Annotated in this window: 15 protein-coding genes; 6 read left to right on the forward strand and 9 right to left on the reverse strand. The window is 51.0% G+C overall.

Annotated features, from left to right (window positions below):
- Positions 1 to 229 precede the first annotated feature (229 nt).
- Positions 230 to 1411, forward strand: a complete 1182-nt coding sequence (tsgA, locus tag GBAG_RS18735; protein ID WP_034499089.1) for an MFS transporter TsgA — start codon at positions 230 to 232, stop codon at positions 1409 to 1411.
- A 53-nt stretch (positions 1412 to 1464) separates the two neighbouring features.
- Here tsgA and GBAG_RS18740 read toward each other — a convergent pair whose 3' ends face one another.
- The gene (locus GBAG_RS18740; protein WP_034499091.1) at positions 1465 to 2748 is read right to left on the reverse strand and encodes a cytosine deaminase; all 1284 of its coding nucleotides are present in this window, start codon (positions 2746 to 2748) and stop codon (positions 1465 to 1467) included.
- A 228-nt stretch (positions 2749 to 2976) separates the two neighbouring features.
- On the opposite strand from GBAG_RS18740, the gene nirB reads away from it, so the two are divergent.
- From nirB to GBAG_RS22400, 5 genes are all read left to right on the forward strand, one after another.
- The gene (gene nirB / locus GBAG_RS18745) at positions 2977 to 5529 is read left to right on the forward strand and encodes a nitrite reductase large subunit NirB (protein WP_034499094.1); all 2553 of its coding nucleotides are present in this window, start codon (positions 2977 to 2979) and stop codon (positions 5527 to 5529) included.
- Positions 5526 to 5852 carry a nitrite reductase small subunit NirD gene (gene nirD / locus GBAG_RS18750; protein ID WP_034499097.1) on the forward strand — a complete coding sequence of 109 codons (327 nt, stop codon included), beginning with the start codon at positions 5526 to 5528 and terminating at the stop codon, positions 5850 to 5852. The genes nirB and nirD overlap by 4 nt, the downstream gene beginning before the upstream one ends.
- A gap of 144 nt (positions 5853 to 5996) precedes the next feature.
- Positions 5997 to 6803 (forward strand): nitrite transporter NirC, encoded by an 807-nt coding sequence (gene nirC / locus GBAG_RS18755; RefSeq protein ID WP_034499100.1) that lies wholly within the window; start codon positions 5997 to 5999, stop codon positions 6801 to 6803.
- A 16-nt stretch (positions 6804 to 6819) separates the two neighbouring features.
- Positions 6820 to 8193, forward strand: a complete 1374-nt coding sequence (gene cysG / locus GBAG_RS18760) for a siroheme synthase CysG (protein WP_034499103.1) — start codon at positions 6820 to 6822, stop codon at positions 8191 to 8193.
- Positions 8194 to 8320: 127 nt separating this feature from the next.
- Positions 8321 to 8494 (forward strand): YhfL family protein, encoded by a 174-nt coding sequence (locus tag GBAG_RS22400; RefSeq protein ID WP_034499105.1) that lies wholly within the window; start codon positions 8321 to 8323, stop codon positions 8492 to 8494.
- 46 nt (positions 8495 to 8540) lie between these two features.
- On the opposite strand, the gene GBAG_RS18770 is transcribed toward GBAG_RS22400, so the two are convergent.
- The 8 genes from GBAG_RS18770 to yhfZ all read right to left on the reverse strand — a co-directional run bounded on the left by GBAG_RS18770 (position 8541) and on the right by yhfZ (position 16018).
- Entirely contained in the window at positions 8541 to 9626 is a 1086-nt protein-coding gene (locus tag GBAG_RS18770) for an aminotransferase class V-fold PLP-dependent enzyme (protein WP_034499107.1), read from the reverse strand.
- A gap of 54 nt (positions 9627 to 9680) precedes the next feature.
- On the reverse strand, positions 9681 to 10985 hold the full coding sequence (locus GBAG_RS18775) for a YhfT family protein (protein WP_034499109.1): 1305 nt from the start codon (positions 10983 to 10985) through the stop codon (positions 9681 to 9683).
- A gap of 10 nt (positions 10986 to 10995) precedes the next feature.
- Positions 10996 to 11349 (reverse strand): DUF2620 domain-containing protein, encoded by a 354-nt coding sequence (locus GBAG_RS18780; protein WP_034499110.1) that lies wholly within the window; start codon positions 11347 to 11349, stop codon positions 10996 to 10998.
- Between the two features lie 9 nt (positions 11350 to 11358).
- Positions 11359 to 12249: a phosphotriesterase-related protein gene (locus GBAG_RS18785; protein ID WP_034499112.1), complete on the reverse strand. Its 891-nt coding sequence runs from the start codon at positions 12247 to 12249 to the stop codon at positions 11359 to 11361.
- Positions 12242 to 13477: a phosphopentomutase gene (locus GBAG_RS18790; protein WP_034499114.1), complete on the reverse strand. Its 1236-nt coding sequence runs from the start codon at positions 13475 to 13477 to the stop codon at positions 12242 to 12244. Before GBAG_RS18790 ends, GBAG_RS18785 begins: the two co-directional genes overlap by 8 nt.
- Positions 13470 to 14645, reverse strand: a complete 1176-nt coding sequence (locus tag GBAG_RS18795; RefSeq protein WP_034499115.1) for a YhfX family PLP-dependent enzyme — start codon at positions 14643 to 14645, stop codon at positions 13470 to 13472. Before GBAG_RS18795 ends, GBAG_RS18790 begins: the two co-directional genes overlap by 8 nt.
- A 91-nt stretch (positions 14646 to 14736) precedes the next feature.
- Positions 14737 to 15093 carry a hypothetical protein gene (locus GBAG_RS18800; RefSeq protein ID WP_034499117.1) on the reverse strand — a complete coding sequence of 119 codons (357 nt, stop codon included), beginning with the start codon at positions 15091 to 15093 and terminating at the stop codon, positions 14737 to 14739.
- Positions 15094 to 15115: 22 nt separating this feature from the next.
- Positions 15116 to 16018 carry a GntR family transcriptional regulator YhfZ gene (gene yhfZ / locus GBAG_RS18805; RefSeq protein WP_034499118.1) on the reverse strand — a complete coding sequence of 301 codons (903 nt, stop codon included), beginning with the start codon at positions 16016 to 16018 and terminating at the stop codon, positions 15116 to 15118.
- Between the last annotated feature and the right edge of the window lie 127 nt (positions 16019 to 16145).

The raw sequence follows: 16145 nt of genomic DNA on the forward strand, positions 1-16145 counted from the left end.
ACGTGCTCAACTCTGCGCCAGCCATTTACGGTTTTTTACTTTCACACAAATCAATAAGTTAAATGAATGAATTAATGAGTAGCGCTCTTTAATGTGATCGAAATCACTCTAAAACCAGTCTGTTGCTGCAAATGAATTATAAATTGTATGAATGAATCACGTTTTTGACTAAAATCCATTCTTCTCGAGTGCTGTCAAAGCACTTTACATTTCTATTCACAGGCTCGTCATGACTAACAGCAACCGCATTAAGCTCACATGGATCAGCTTCTTCTCCTACGCCCTGACTGGCGCGTTGGTAATTGTCACCGGGATGGTGATGGGAAATATCGCCGAATACTTCCACGTTCCCGTTTCCAGCATGAGTAACACCTTTACTTTTCTGAACGCGGGTATTTTGATTTCTATCTTCCTGAATGCCTGGTTAATGGAAATCGTGCCGCTTAAAACACAGCTTCGCTTTGGTTTCATCCTGATGGTGCTGGCGGTAGCCGGGCTTATCTTTGGTGATAACCTGACTGTTTTCTCCGTCGCGATGTTTGTGCTTGGGCTGGTCAGCGGCATCACGATGTCGATCGGTACGTTCCTGATTACGCACATGTATGAAGGCCGTGAGCGTGGTTCACGCCTGCTGTTCACCGACTCCTTCTTCAGTATGGCAGGGATGATTTTCCCAATGGTTGCCGCCATCTTGCTGGCGCGCAGCATCAACTGGTATTGGGTTTATGTTTGCATCGGTCTGGTTTATGTCGCCATCTTTATCCTGACCATCGGTTGTGACTTCCCGGCATTGGGCAAACACGCGCCACAACCTGAAAAAGTCGCCGAAAAAGAAAAATGGGGTGTGGGCGTGCTGTTCCTGTCCATCGCAGCCCTGTGTTACATCCTCGGTCAGTTGGGCTTTATCTCCTGGGTACCTGAATACGCCAAAAGCCTGGGTATGAACCTGAATGATGCGGGCCAACTGGTCAGCGATTTCTGGATGTCTTACATGTTCGGGATGTGGGCGTTCAGCTTTATTTTGCGCTTCTTCGATCTGCAACGCATTCTGACTGTACTGGCAGGTGCTGCTACCGTTCTGATGTACTTCTTCAACAAAAGTGAACCTGCCCATCTGGCGTGGTTTATTTTGGCGCTCGGTTTCTTCTCCAGCGCAATCTACACCTCGGTTATCACGCTTGGTTCATTGCAGACAAAAATCGCTTCACCAAAATTGGTTAACTTCGTACTGACCTGCGGCACCATCGGCACCATGCTGACCTTCGTGGTCACCGGCCCGATTGTGGCACAGAGCGGCCCGCATGCGGCGCTGCAAACCGCAAACGCGCTGTATGCTGTCGTGTTCATCATGTGCCTGATTCTGGGTCTGGTGACTAAGCACCGCCAGCATAACGCGGTGGCAGTGAACTAAAAGCGGCGCATAGCACTGCGTTTATCAGAGCGAAAAAAACTTACGGCGGGTGCTTACCCGCCGTATTTTATCTCTTCAGCATCGTCCAACATCACCCAGGTTTGTGACAATTGCGTGGTCGCAATCACTTTCCCTTCCCGCACTGACCAGCGCACCGGCACCTGACGGCGCACAGCATCAAAGCCGTTTTCCGCCGGAAGAATAATCAGGTTCGCCGCATTTCCCTCAGTAATCCCGTACTCTTTCACCCCGAATGTGCGCGCACTATTTTCCGTAATCAGCTTTAACCCTTCGTCAATCTGCTGATACCCCATCATCTGGCAGACATGCAGCCCCATATGCAGCACTTGCAACATATTGGCCGTCCCCAGTGGGTACCACGGGTCAAACACGTCGTCATGACCAAAACAAACGTTAATGCCTGCTTCAAGTAACTCTTTGACGCGCGTGACGCCCCGACGTTTCGGGTAATCATCAAACCGACCTTGCAGATGAATATTCACCAGCGGATTAGCGACAAAGTTAATGCCAGACATTTTCAACAAACGAAACAAGCGCGAGGTGTAAGCGCCGTTGTAAGAGTGCATCGCCGTGGTATGGCTGGCGGTAACACGTTCGCCAATGCCATCTCGCAGCGCAAGAGCGGCAACGGTTTCGACAAACCGCGACTGCTCATCGTCAATTTCGTCACAGTGAATATCCAGCGGGCGGTCGTATTTCTGCGCCAGTGCGAAAGCTTTATGCAGCGATTCCACGCCATATTCGCGGGTAAATTCAAAATGCGGGATCGCCCCCACTACGTCAGCTCCGAGGCGCAACGCCTCTTCAAGCAAGGCTTCACCGTTGGGATAAGAAAGAATGCCTTCTTGTGGAAACGCCACGATTTGCACCTCAATCCATGGCGCGGCTTCTTGCTTCACTTCCAGCATCGCTTTTAGCGCAGTCAACGTCGGGTCTGAAACATCAACGTGCGTGCGAACATACTGAATACCGTTCGCAATCTGCCACTTCAGCGTCTGCCAGGCGCGTTGTTTCACATCCTCGTGCGTCAGAAGTGCTTTACGTTCAGCCCAACGTTCAATGCCTTCAAACAAAGTGCCCGACTGGTTCCAGTTCGGTTGGCCCGCGGTCTGCGTAGTATCAAGGTGAATATGAGGCTCAATAAATGGCGGGATCGCCAGACCGCCTCGCCCGTTAAGAATCTGCTCGCTCTCCGGCTGGATATCATCCATAAGTTTTATGGCGTTGATGCGCCCATTTTCGATGGTTATTTGCCACAACCCTTCACGCCCGACCAGACGCACATTCTGAATTAACTCCAACGCCAACTTGCTCATACCCACCCCTTGTTGATTAGCTGCCTCTATTTCATAGCACGACCAGGCAAAATCAGGGCATTTATTGTCTTCCAGTGAATAGCTAAACATTTCCGTCACTTATAAAAACCCACTAAAATCAGCAATATACCCATTAAGAGGTATATAAAGGTGTATTTGATTTGTATCAATAATCGCCATTGCTGAATCGTTAAGGTAGGCAGTAATAGAAAAGAAATTGAGGCAATTATGAGCAAAGTCAAAATCGCAATCATCGGTAATGGCATGGTCGGCCATCGCTTTATCGAAGACTTACTTGATAAAGCCCAGCCAGGCCAATTCGATATCACCGTTTTTTGTGAAGAGCCACGCAAAGCCTACGACCGCGTGCATTTATCTTCCTATTTCTCCCATCATACCGCTGAAGAATTATCCCTTGTTCGTGACGGTTTCTATGAGAAACACGGTGTAAAAGTGCTGGTTGGCGAACGCGCCATCACCATTAACCGCCAGGAAAAAGTCATTCACTCGAATACTGGCCGTACCGTGTATTACGACAAACTGGTCATGGCGACCGGTTCATACCCGTGGATCCCGCCGATTAAAGGCTCCGAAACACAAGACTGTTTCGTCTACCGCACCATTGAAGATTTGAACGCTATCGAAGCATGTGCCCGCCGCAGCAAGCGCGGCGCCGTGGTCGGTGGTGGCCTGCTCGGCCTTGAAGCCGCAGGCGCGCTGAAAAACCTCGGCGTTGAAACGCATGTTATTGAATTCGCGCCAATGCTGATGGCCGAACAGCTTGACCGCATGGGCGGCGAGCAGCTGCGCAATAAGATTGAGAGCATGGGTGTGCGCGTACATACCAGCAAAAATACGCTGGAAATCGTGCAGGAAGGTACGCAAGCGCGTAAGACCATGCGTTTCGCTGACGGCACAGATCTGGAAGTAGATTTCATCGTCTTCTCCACCGGTATCCGTCCACGCGATAAGCTGGCAACACAATGCGGCCTGGCAACAGGGCAACGCGGCGGTATCGCGGTGAATGATAGCTGCCAGACGTCTGATCCAGACATCTACGCTATCGGCGAATGCGCGAGCTGGAACAACCGCACATTCGGCCTGGTCGCCCCTGGCTACAAAATGGCCCAGGTCACAGCTGACCACCTGCTCGGTACAGAAAACGCCTTCGAAGGCGCTGATATGAGCGCCAAGCTGAAACTGCTCGGGGTGGATGTGGGCGGGATTGGTGATGCGCATGGTCGCACCCCGGAATGCCGCAGTTATGTTTATCTCGACGAAAGCAAAGAAGTTTATAAGCGTCTGATTGTTAGCGCTGACAACAAAACCCTGCTCGGCGCTGTTCTGGTCGGCGATACCAGCGATTACGGCAACCTTCTGCAACTGGTTCTGAATAACATCGAACTGCCAGAAAACCCGGACGCGCTGATTCTGCCTGCACATGCCAGCGCCGGTAAGCCGGCAATTGGTGTTGATAAACTCCCGGACAGCGCGCAAATCTGCTCCTGCTTTGATGTCACTAAAGGTCATCTGGTTAAAGCCATCAACAACGGCTGCCATACTGTCGCTGCATTGAAAGCAGAAACAAAAGCCGGCACCGGCTGTGGCGGCTGTATTCCTTTGATCACTCAAGTTTTGAATGCCGAACTGAGCAAGCAAGGCATCGAAGTTAACCATAATCTGTGCGAGCACTTCGCGTTCTCTCGCCAGGAGCTGTATCACCTGATTCGTGTGGAAGGCATTAAATCCTTCGACGAGCTACTGCAAAAATACGGCAAAGGCTACGGCTGTGAAGTGTGTAAACCGACCGTCGGTTCTTTGCTGGCCTCTTGCTGGAACGACTATGTGCTTGCACCACAGCACACGCCGCTTCAGGACACTAACGACAACTTCCTCGGCAACATTCAGAAAGACGGGACTTACTCTGTCATTCCACGTTCCGCAGGCGGAGAAATCACACCGGAAGGTTTGATGGAAGTCGGGCGTATCGCACGCGAATACAATCTCTATACCAAAATCACCGGCTCCCAGCGTATCGGCCTGTTTGGTGCGCAGAAAGACGATTTACCAGAAATCTGGCGTCAGCTGATTGAAGCCGGATTTGAAACGGGCCACGCCTATGCAAAAGCGTTGCGCATGGCGAAAACCTGCGTCGGCAGCACCTGGTGCCGTTACGGCGTTGGCGATAGCGTTGGCTTCGGTGTTGAGCTGGAAAACCGCTACAAAGGTATTCGTACTCCACACAAAATGAAGTTCGGTGTATCGGGCTGTACTCGTGAATGTGCGGAAGCACAGGGTAAAGACGTCGGCATCATCGCGACTGAAAAAGGCTGGAACCTGTATGTGTGCGGTAACGGCGGCATGAAACCTCGCCACGCCGATTTACTGGCCGCAGATTTAGACCGCGAAACGCTTCTCAAATATCTCGACCGTTTCATGATGTTCTACATCCGTACCGCCGACAAACTGACGCGTACCGCTCCATGGTTAGATAGCCTGGAAGGCGGCATCGAGTATCTGAAAAAAGTCATCATCGAAGACAAACTGGGCCTGAACGATCAGCTCGAAGCCGAGCTGGAACGTCTGCGCGAAAAAGTGATTTGCGAGTGGACTGAAACGGTTAATACCCCGGAAGCTCAGGTTCGCTTCAAGCACTTCATCAACAGCCCGGTGCGCGATCCGAATGTACAAATCGTCCCTGAGCGTGAGCAGCATCGCCCGGCAACGCCATACGAGCGTATCCCGGTCACCCTGGTAGAAGAAGTGGAGGAAAATGTATGAGCCAGTGGACTACCGTTTGCCAGTTAAACGACATCCTGCCCGCTACCGGAGTTTGTGCGCTAGTGGGCAATAAGCAAATTGCGATTTTCCGTCCGCGCAACGACGACCAGGTGTTTGCCATCAGCAACATTGACCCGTTCTTTGAAGCGAGCGTGCTGTCGCGTGGCCTGATTGCCGAGCACCAGAATGAACTTTGGGTTGCCAGCCCGTTGAAAAAGCAGCGTTTCAGACTGCGAGACGGACTGTGCATGGAAGACGAGAGCCGCTCAATCGCGCACTACCCAGCGCGCGTACAAGACGGCCAGGTTCAGATTAAAGCTTAAGTATTAAAACAACCCTCACCCTAACCCTCTCCCTGAGGGAGAGGGAATTAACTCGGTTTTCCCCCTCTCCCTCAGGGAGAGGGCCGGGGTGAGGGAGAAATTTCAGTTATTTATTTTTTCTTTCAATTTGTTGGGATAACAAAAATGTTCACCGATACCATTAATAAATGTGCGGCGAATGCCGCTCGCATTGCCCGATTGTCAAAAAATAACCCGCTTGGTTTCTGGATTAGCTCCGCAATGGCGGGGGCTTATGTAGGGCTTGGCATCATCCTGATTTTCACACTGGGGAACCTGGTTGACCCAGCGTTTCGCCCGCTGGTTATGGGTGCGACTTTCGGTATCGCCCTGACGCTGGTCATCATCGCAGGCTCTGAACTATTCACCGGACACACTATGTTCCTGACGTTCGGTGTGAAAGCGGGCACAATTTCTCACGGTCAGATGTGGGGTATTTTGCCGCAAACCTGGTTAGGTAACCTGGTAGGTTCAGTGTTTGTTGCTCTGCTTTACAAGTGGGGCGGCGGTAGCCTGCTGCCGTTAGATACCAGCCTGGTTCACACCGCAGCGCTGGCAAAAACTTCTGCTCCTGCAATGGTGTTGTTCTTCAAAGGCGCACTGTGTAACTGGTTGGTTTGCCTTGCAATCTGGATGGCTGTCCGCACTGAAGGCGCGGCTAAATTCATCGCAATTTGGTGGTGTCTGCTGGCGTTTATCGCTTCAGGTTACGAGCACTCCATCGCGAACATGACGCTGTTTGCCCTGTCCTGGTTTGGTCATCACAGCGATGCGTACACGATGGCTGGTATCGGTCACAACCTTCTGTGGGTAACGCTTGGGAATACCCTTTCTGGCGTAGTATTCATGGGTCTGGGTTATTGGTATGCTACTCCGAAATCCGAGCGTCCACAGCCTGAGCGAATCGCCACGCCGGAGACTGCACGTCATTAATTTTTGAGGATTACCCGTGGATCACCTGCCTATATTTTGTCAATTGCAAGGTCGTGCCTGTTTGCTTGTTGGTGGTGGCGATGTTGCAGAACGTAAAGCGCGTTTGTTGATGGAGGCAGGTGCACTGGTCACTGTTAATGCCCTGGACTTCTCCCCGCAATTCCATGTGTGGGCGGAACAGGGCATGATAACTTTGGCTCAGGGTGAATTTAATCCCGCACTGCTCGATGTTTGTTGGCTGGCCATTGCCGCCACAGACAACGATGCAGTCAATCAGCAAGTCAGCGATGCGGCTGAATCCCGCCGTATTTTCTGTAACGTGGTTGATGCACCAAAACAGGCAAGCTTCATCATGCCATCAATTATCGACCGCTCACCGTTGATGGTTGCCGTTTCTTCCGGTGGCACCTCCCCTGTTCTTGCTCGTCTGCTACGCGAAAAACTCGAAGCTATTCTGCCGCTGCATCTGGGGAAAATTGCCTCTTATGCCGGGACGCTGCGTGGCCGGGTAAAAGCCAATTTCAAAACCATGGGCGAGCGCCGTCGCTTCTGGGAAAAGTTCTTCACCAACGATCGCCTTGCACAATATTTAGCGAACGAAGACAAACTAGCTATCGACAAAGAAACCGAATCCATGTTCGCCACACCACTCGATCATCGTGGCGAAGTGGTGCTGGTCGGTGCAGGTCCTGGGGATGCCGGGTTGTTGACGCTCAAAGGATTACAGCAAATCCAACAGGCTGACGTAGTGGTCTATGACCGTCTGGTATCAGATGACATTATGAACCTGGTGCGTCGCGATGCGGACCGCGTCTTTGTGGGTAAACGCGCGGGTTATCACTGCGTCCCACAAGAAGAGATTAACCAGATCCTGCTGCGTGAAGCGCAAAGCGGTAAACGCGTGGTGCGTTTAAAAGGTGGCGATCCGTTTATCTTTGGTCGAGGTGGCGAAGAGTTGGAAACCTTGTGCGAAGGCGGCATTCCGTTCTCCGTGGTACCTGGAATTACTGCGGCATCTGGCTGTTCCGCTTACTCAGGCATCCCGTTAACTCACCGCGATTACGCGCAAAGCGTGCGTCTGGTGACGGGCCACCTTAAAACAGGCGGCGAACTGGATTGGCAAAATCTGGCTGCTGAAAAACAAACGCTGGTATTTTATATGGGCTTGAACCAGGCACCCGCCATTCAGGAAAAACTCATTGAGCATGGAATGTCGGCTCAAATGCCCGTCGCGCTGGTCGAAAATGGCACTGCGGTTAAACAGCGGGTTGTGAGTGGTGTTTTAAGTGAACTGGGTGAATTATCAACCCAGGTTGAAAGCCCTGCGCTTATTATTGTCGGCAGCGTCGTTGCATTACGCGAAAAATTAAACTGGTTTTCAAATCACTAATAATCAACATAAATTTCGCCCATATTCTGTCTGGTTTCGGACTTAGCAATAATTAAGGCTTCTCATATACTGAGTAGCCTTTTTTATATATCCAAATAGTCCAATCCAATTATGATAGGGAATATCAATGATTAAGCTTGTGAAAATTACCGCATTATTCGCCGTTATCTCAACGCTGACCGCATGTAGTGGTCACATTGAAAACAAAAGCAAAAACTGTGGTTATGATTATCTTCTTCACCCAGCAATTTCTATCTCAAGAATTATCGGCGGCTGTGGCCCTGCGGATGAATCAAAATAAACAAGCCACATTAAATATGTGACACCCTCTTTATGAGGGTGTTTTTTTATATACCTTCACAACTTTCACGCAATATTCTCAATACCGTTTCTGCACCACTGCGATTTGGATTAATACGAATCATGCGCTGTTCAAGCGTTGGGTCAGACTCACGGAAAGTACCTGACACCCGGTAAAAAAGCGGCGGGATTTCATATTTCGACTCAGCACCCACCGGATACGGTAATGCGCCCAGTTGCTGTGCTTTCGCCAGAACTTTTTCTGCAATCGGTTGGTGAAACTCAACCAACAAAACTTTCGATTGCGCGTTGGCGATAAACGCCTGTTTAACCTGCGCAATACTGCTCGTATTGAGTTGTTCGACCAGACTATCGTTTACCTGAGCCTGAACCGCATGCATAACAGGTGCGAACACTAATCCGCGTAATGCTTCCATGGCCTGGAAACCCTGAATCTGGCTACCGCCTGAATACATACTCTGGCGTACAGCATTCACAGCCTTTTCAGCCCCAACCACAACGCCAACGCCCGGCGGGCCGAAAAGCTTGAAACACGAGAAAGTCGAAAGAGTGGCCCCACATTCACAACCCATGCTCTCCACCTTCATCACGGCATAATTATCATCCGTGAGCGATGGCAAATCGTAGTGATTAAAACAGGCGATAACTTCCTGCAAATGATACGAATCATTGATGCTCTGGCGTGTGTGTTGAATCAGTGCCGCTTGCGGACGGTGCTCTTCTATCGCCCTTTTCACGTCTTCAAGCTGATTAAAATCGGCACGAATAAGCTGCAAGCCCATTTGTTCCGCAATGACAGCAGTGGTGGGATAAAGCGGCGCATCGTGAATCAGTAAACTCCCACCGGATTTCAACAAAGCGGCTAAACCACTGCGAATTGCGCCCGTGCCTGCACCTTGCACAAGAGCCGCTGCGGGTGCGCCAAAGAAATCTGCCAGTACCGACTCAACACGCTGGGTCATTTGCGGCTGATTGAGGCCTGGCACTAAACCCAGGTCACCGGCGCTAAGAAAATCACTGCCGGGAAAATGGCGGCAAATAGTATCCACCAGTTGAAACTGTTTACGCTGCGCCTGTTCCATCGTCAGGCTCTGCAAAGGCCAGGTTTTCACTTTATGCACTCCGTGAAGCCCACGGGCCTTCAGGGCCGTGGGCAAAGAGAGAAATCAGACCGGAATAAACAGGCCGCAATAATAGAGAATATTCAGCACGATACCGGTGATCAGCACCGCCACGACCGGTGAGGCCATTTTCTGAATCGGACGTCCCAAAGCTTCGTTCAGGAAATAGAGCGCCGCCGCGATGGTAAAGCCGGTGTAACCCGCCATTTTTATAGCCGCAAAAATAGAGCCAACCAACAGCGCCATTTCCATCAGCATATTCATCGCGTTACGAATGTTGTCCGATGCGTTACGCACAGACGGGTAACGTCCCAGCCATTTGCCGATGGAACGCAACAGCAACACTTCGGCTGAAATCACGACCGCCCCCACAATAAAGGCTAATAGCGGGTTGGAAATGAGATACCCTGCGGCATAGACAAACGTAAAACCTGCCACAGCGTAAACACCCGTCGCCAGCGCCGTAGTGGCAATCAGCGGCACGAACCCAAGCCCGCGCATAAATTCGGCAAGTGCTGCCTGATGGATCAGCGTTTGTGATTGTTCCGGTGTAATACCGGCTGAATATGCCTTCTCAAGCGTAAAGATCGACACTTCAGAACCGGCGAAGATCTTCATGCTGGCAACCACCGCAATCAACCCGCCGACAATCGCTATAAACGGCAGGTTTTTGATGATGCGCGATGTGCGCTCTTCAAAGACAGAAAGCCCTCCGTCATCGTGCTCGCGTTCATCACGGGTACGATGATCCTGAGCAATCGCAATCCCCAGCAGCATCACCATGCCGACGAAAATTTCGATAGATTCAGGATTGAGATGTGGGAAGAAACGCACAATTAGCACGCGGGTCATCAACACCACAAACGCCGCAAACAGACTGTTCTTCCAGCCAAACTGGTAAAAAATGGCTACCAGAGGGAACAGAGCAAAAGCGGAAACGACCGGCGAACTTAACTCGCCAAGCGACCCGAGCACATCCACCGGGAGGGCTGTCAGCAAATGGTTAACCGGGATCAGGCAAGTCAGGATCAACACGCCCCAGACAGCTCCCATACCAAACGCCAACAGGCTGTTTGCCGCTAATACCCCGAGAATATCGGTCGGCAGGAATAACAGCCAGGCGTTCAGCAAACCGGTTTTGAGCGTGAATGAAATCCCAACCGAGGCCACAAAGCCAATACTCAGGCCGAAAGCGATACTGCCTGCTTCGCGGCGATTCATATTACCTTCGATAAGCTGAGGCAGGATGGGGCGAATACCATCGTGGAACACTGCCGCTGACTTATGCGCCAGCAGCGCCGTCATCCCGGTCAGGCAAGCCACCACAACTATCTGAATATAGAAATCCATAGCGTTGCCTTTATTTTAAATGAGCAATAAGCATCGGGATGGCATGTTCGATATGCTCCACCGACAGGCCAAAAGCGACTTTCCCATCCGCAACCATTTTGGCGACCTGCTCTTCCTTCGCCTTAATTCCTGGCTTCGCAATCGTGCAGCTTTTGTTGTAACCAATCACGGCGATAGCAATCGACAGCGCCGCACCAGCACCGGTATTACAGGCACCAATGTAGTAATCGAGCTGGCCTGATTTCACTTTCATAGCCGCTTCCATATCGTTGTAAATAAACACTTCAAAGCAGTCAGGTGCGGACGTCTCGATAGTTTTTTTAATAAGTTCGCGCTGTAAGCCAGCAACACCGATCTTTTTCATGGGAAATCCTTATTTAAAGAAGACAGAGGGGTTGTCACGTAACATCAAATCAACGTCGGCCTGAGAGAAACCCGCCTCCAGCAACAAAGGCACAAACGTTGTCAGCAAATAATCAAAACCGAGGCCGCCGTTGGCTTTTAAATGCGAGCGGCGGGTAATATCCATAGAGAGCATGACGTGGTCGAGTAAGCCGCGGCTGGCGATTTCTTGCAGCATCGCTACGCGCTTCGCATCCGGGTAATAGTTGTTTTTGCCGATGGTATCGAACTGGACATACGCGCCCTGCTCAATCATGCGCAGAATGTTGTCGAGGTTATCTTTCAGGTCGCAATGGCCGACAACCACGCGGGACAGATCCACGCCGTAGCTTTTGAGTAACGCCAGTTGCTCCAGGCCCATGGTGCTAAAAGAGGTGTGCGTCGAAATTGGACGCCCTGTTTCACGGTGTGCCATCGCCGCGGCAGAAAACACTTTTGCTTCATCCGGCGTGATGACGTCCACGCTCGAGCCGATTTCAGCAATGATTCCCGCTTTAAGCTCAGAGCCTTCAATGCCGATTTCGATTTCGTCGATCATCTCCTGCGCCAGTTTTTCTGCGCTGGTACTGGCGACGTGATCGGGGAAGAAATCATGCTGGTAATAGCCGGTGCAGGCCACAACATTCATGCCGGTGTCACGCATAATATCTAGCATAAACTGCGGGTTACGCCCCATGTAGCGGTTGGTCATCTCAATGATGTTGCGCACGCCTAATCCGTAAAGCGTTTTCATTTCCGCGCAAATCAGGTCGTATTGATCCAGGCGGCAATCAATATTGTTTTTGAATGACGACAAGTCGATATGCAGATGCTCGTGAGCATAGGTATAACCCGACGCGTCAATTCGCAGCGGTTCAGCCATGATTGCCTCCGGTATTGGAAGTATTGAGAAGTGACAGGAAAGAAGTGCCGTTTTGTGGCGCGCTTGCCGCGAAGAATTCGCAGACTGTTGCACCAACATCAGACAGTGTTTTTCTGGCGCCAAGGTATGAATGGGATATGCCTGGCTGCCAGACCAGAAGCGGGACATTTTCGCGGGTGTGCTTGCTATGGCCGATAGTCGGATCGTTGCCGTGATCGGCCATAACCACCAGACAATCGCCGGGTTGTAGCGCATTCATCAGGCGCGCAAGATTTGTATCGACCACTTCCAGGCGCTCAGCATAACGCGCGACGTCCTGGGCATGACCGGCCAAATCAGTTTCCTGAATATTGGTACAGATAAAAACATCACCCGGCTTTTGTACTTCCTCAAGCGTGATATCCATGATCTGTTGGGTATCAACGAGGTTCTGATAACTGATGCCGTGCGGGTTAAGAGCAATATCAGCAACTTTACCGACTAATACCGTTTTGACGCCTGCGTCATGTAATTTTTGCGGCACTTGCACGCGACCATTCACGCCAAAGCCCATATGTACAACCTGGAAGCCTTGCTGATATACACCCGATCGCGGCGCGTTGATTCCGATATAAGTGCCTTGTTTTTCTTCGGCTGCATCAAGAAGTTGCTGGCTGCTTTCCAGTAATCCGCCAAAAGCAATCACCCGCCCGACCTGCACACAGTGACGCACGATTTCACCAATGGCGCGAACTTCGTCGAAAGAGATGGCGTTTAAATTAGCGCTGATGTTAAACACCTGACCAAGATCGGCCTCGAGATTATCGCCAATCGCAACCGCCTGATTCACCCATAAAAATTGCAGCTCATCACCTATCCGTTCGACCTGCCAACAATCGGCTTTTAATGCTTGCTCAACTTCATCAATAACCTCTGAGAAAGGCATACGCAGCGGGGCTTGAGGCCGGGTTCCAAGTATTTCCTGGTGTCCCATGAAAGTATCGCCACCTTCATGTTGCAATGCTGCCGTCCCGTAAACTGCGTTTACCGAAGGTCGCATGACGCCTTCGGTAAAACCCAACGCATTAATCAGGCCGAGTTTTTCAAGCACCGGCAAACGCAATTGCGGGAAATGCCGCAAAATATGCCCACAGGTATTTGCACCCATATCTTCAGGCCTGACTTGCGGAACGTCATCCATAGCGCCCACGCCAAAACTGTCTATCACCACCACCACAAACTTACTCACGTAGACCTCCGCAAATGGGGTTACCGAGACTGTCATACAGCGCTTCGAGCACTGGGTTTCCGTGACTGATTCCAGAAACCAGGGCCACATCGCTGCGCGTTACAAAAACTTGCGTGCGAAAACACATCACGACCGGTACACCGACCGGAAATTTACCTTCCAGCCCGATGTGATAATCAATACTGCTGTCATCCATCGGCAATATGTTTGCGCGAGAAGGAGCGCTGCTCGACACCGGGTAAACCAGGGCATTTTCAGCATGCCCCCGACGATAGTAGCCACCGCCAAAGCAGTAACTATTCCCCTGAAATTGATGTGATACTTCAGTGAGATACAACATAGCGATGCGTTCTGGCTGGTCGCCACGCTGGTTGGCGGGAATCGTCCCGGTTAGCGCGTGGCCGGGTTCAGCATGGGTCACACCATATTCGGCAAGCAGCGGCAACGTGCTGCAACTTGACGCAGATGGCGCATTCAGTTGAGCGATTTCAATTCCCAGGCTACGAAGTTGGTCGCGAGCCTGCAAAAGCGTATGCAGATTCTGCGTAGGCAGAGTTTTCTGTAATTCGTCATCCCACAGCAGGCACGGGAAATGGGTCAGTCCTGAGATTTTCACACCGGGCATTTTGCCGATGGCGGCGACGGTATTCTCAAGATCCGATAGGGGGAATCCTGCTTCCTGCCCCGGATAAAGTTTGTCTTTCTCATCGAAGACTTTCAGCATAATGGGTTGGATAAGCCCGAAGCGCTGCGCTGCATTCGAGATTTCACGCGCCTTCTCCAGCGAAAAAACGGTGATCATTTCCGTCGAAGCGGCGACATTTTCTGTGACCAGGCTGGTCGGTGTCTGCACCAAATGACCCACGTGCGAGACGGGTACTTCAGCATTGCGCAGCGTGCGGGCTTCTTTAAAATCCACTGCTACGGTGCCGTGAAAACCAAGTTCAATCAGTCGTTTTGCCATCCACGGATTACGCCCGATTTGTTTGGTCATCAGATACAGCGTGATGCCGTGGCTTTGGGCGATTTCCAGCAGACGACGACCGTTCTCCAGAACCTGGTCAACGTCGATAACGCAGGTATCTGGCAGAATATCGCCCTGACGCCATAACCTTATTGCGGTCTCAATCAACGCCGGATTTTGTGCCTTGAGTGCTTCAATAAACATGCCCTTGCCTCTCGACTCCATGATGCAAAAAACTCTAAATAATCATTTTTTTGAATATTTAAAGCAAAGCAGTGAACGAATAAAAAAAGATTTAGCTTTTACTGACCATCCAAAGGCTAAACAGGTTGGCCAGCAGATAGCCCTCTTCATTGGGATGAAGCGTGACATCAAACGGTGCCAGCATTGCCCGATGAATCGGCAGAAGTTCTGGATAGGCCTGCGACATGACAATTTCCTCAAGCAATTCTTCGTCGAGCGGGCCGATATCCTCGCCACGGCGGCTGCGCATCAATGCGTTCGCCATGTGCGTGATAGCCATTTCTCCTTGCTCATTTCGCACCGGGATCGCCCATACGCTCTCTAGCTGCTCAACCACACCGAGCATACCTTCGCAAATATCCCGGTCGATAATCCCCGCATCACACAATAGATTTAGCCGCTCTTCCACTGCCCTTACCTCTTAATGAAACTTAGTAACTTGGCTCCTGCTCACCCTGTAACACTCTTTGTTGATGGGCAAGCAGCTCACTTTTGTTCACTACCGTGCGCAGCAATTGCTGGATGGGCACATCCTCCGCACGCGTTAATACCACGGCTTCGGAGGCCTGCACGTAACGCGGGTCACCGTTTAACGGCTGTGCCACCAGACCGAGCAATTCCAAATCGGCCTCGCCGCCCACGTTCCAGATGACGGCATCAATTTCACCCTTCGCGATGCGGTTGATACACTCGTGGTAAGGCACATCAAGTATCTCAACCGGCTGACCAGAAAAGTAAATCTCGGTCATGATGCGCTGGTCAGCAGAACGTGAGTCCAGTCCAACACGCTTAATCTGTTGATCGCCTGCGCGGCGAATCAGCTTGTGCTCTCCGACGTAGGTGTGCGGGCCAAGATCCAGCGCCATACAAACATCAGTGTTATCAAGATAACTTTGCGCGGCCAGCCGGGAAACGACCGCCAGGTCATAAACGCCATTGAGCAAGCATTCGACACGGACATCTGAGCCACGCATATGCGCGTAATAAAACGGAATACCATCAAACTGCGCTTTCAAACCGCTGGCTAAGCCCTCGTAAAGACGGGTGTAGGGTAACGGCATGGCACACACTACATTGCCAATATCAGCAAAAGCCAATAAGGCTTTGTTATCCATGCTCACCAGATAGCTGCCATTACGCCCACGACGCTCAACAGATACCGCCCCCGCTTTCTCAAGAGTTTTTAGTGCGGCTTGAATCAGCCCGACTGAGAACCGACATTCTGTTGCAAGTTCGTCGATAGTCTTCAGTCGGTTACCGTTTTTCTCACCCAGTAAATAACGTGCCAGGCTCGCCTGGGCGACGCCTTCTTTCTTGATAAAGCTACGGCTCATAATTAATCTTCATTTTATTGAATGGTTATATCTTCATTAAAATGAATATAAATGGCAAACGTGAAATATGCAAAAAGAGAATGGGGTCACAAAAGATATTTAGCGGGGGAATGGTTGGGAGGGGTCG

It is taken from the genome of Buttiauxella agrestis ATCC 33320 (assembly GCF_000735355.1).
GTDB lineage: Bacteria > Pseudomonadota > Gammaproteobacteria > Enterobacterales > Enterobacteriaceae > Buttiauxella > Buttiauxella agrestis.

What these genes read in the sequence shown, in the direction of transcription:
- GBAG_RS18785 (WP_034499112.1), bottom strand. Translation starts at nt 12,249, where the DNA reads ATGGCTGAACCGCTGCGAATTGACGCGTCGGGTTATACCTATGCTCAC.
- GBAG_RS22400 (WP_034499105.1), top strand. Translation starts at nt 8,321, where the DNA reads ATGATTAAGCTTGTGAAAATTACCGCATTATTCGCCGTTATCTCAACG.
- nirC (WP_034499100.1), top strand. Translation starts at nt 5,997, where the DNA reads ATGTTCACCGATACCATTAATAAATGTGCGGCGAATGCCGCTCGCATT.
- GBAG_RS18795 (WP_034499115.1), bottom strand. Translation starts at nt 14,645, where the DNA reads ATGTTTATTGAAGCACTCAAGGCACAAAATCCGGCGTTGATTGAGACC.
- nirD (WP_034499097.1), top strand. Translation starts at nt 5,526, where the DNA reads ATGAGCCAGTGGACTACCGTTTGCCAGTTAAACGACATCCTGCCCGCT.
- tsgA (WP_034499089.1), top strand. Translation starts at nt 230, where the DNA reads ATGACTAACAGCAACCGCATTAAGCTCACATGGATCAGCTTCTTCTCC.
- nirB (WP_034499094.1), top strand. Translation starts at nt 2,977, where the DNA reads ATGAGCAAAGTCAAAATCGCAATCATCGGTAATGGCATGGTCGGCCAT.
- yhfZ (WP_034499118.1), bottom strand. Translation starts at nt 16,018, where the DNA reads ATGAGCCGTAGCTTTATCAAGAAAGAAGGCGTCGCCCAGGCGAGCCTG.
- GBAG_RS18780 (WP_034499110.1), bottom strand. Translation starts at nt 11,349, where the DNA reads ATGAAAAAGATCGGTGTTGCTGGCTTACAGCGCGAACTTATTAAAAAA.
- GBAG_RS18740 (WP_034499091.1), bottom strand. Translation starts at nt 2,748, where the DNA reads ATGAGCAAGTTGGCGTTGGAGTTAATTCAGAATGTGCGTCTGGTCGGG.
- GBAG_RS18775 (WP_034499109.1), bottom strand. Translation starts at nt 10,985, where the DNA reads ATGGATTTCTATATTCAGATAGTTGTGGTGGCTTGCCTGACCGGGATG.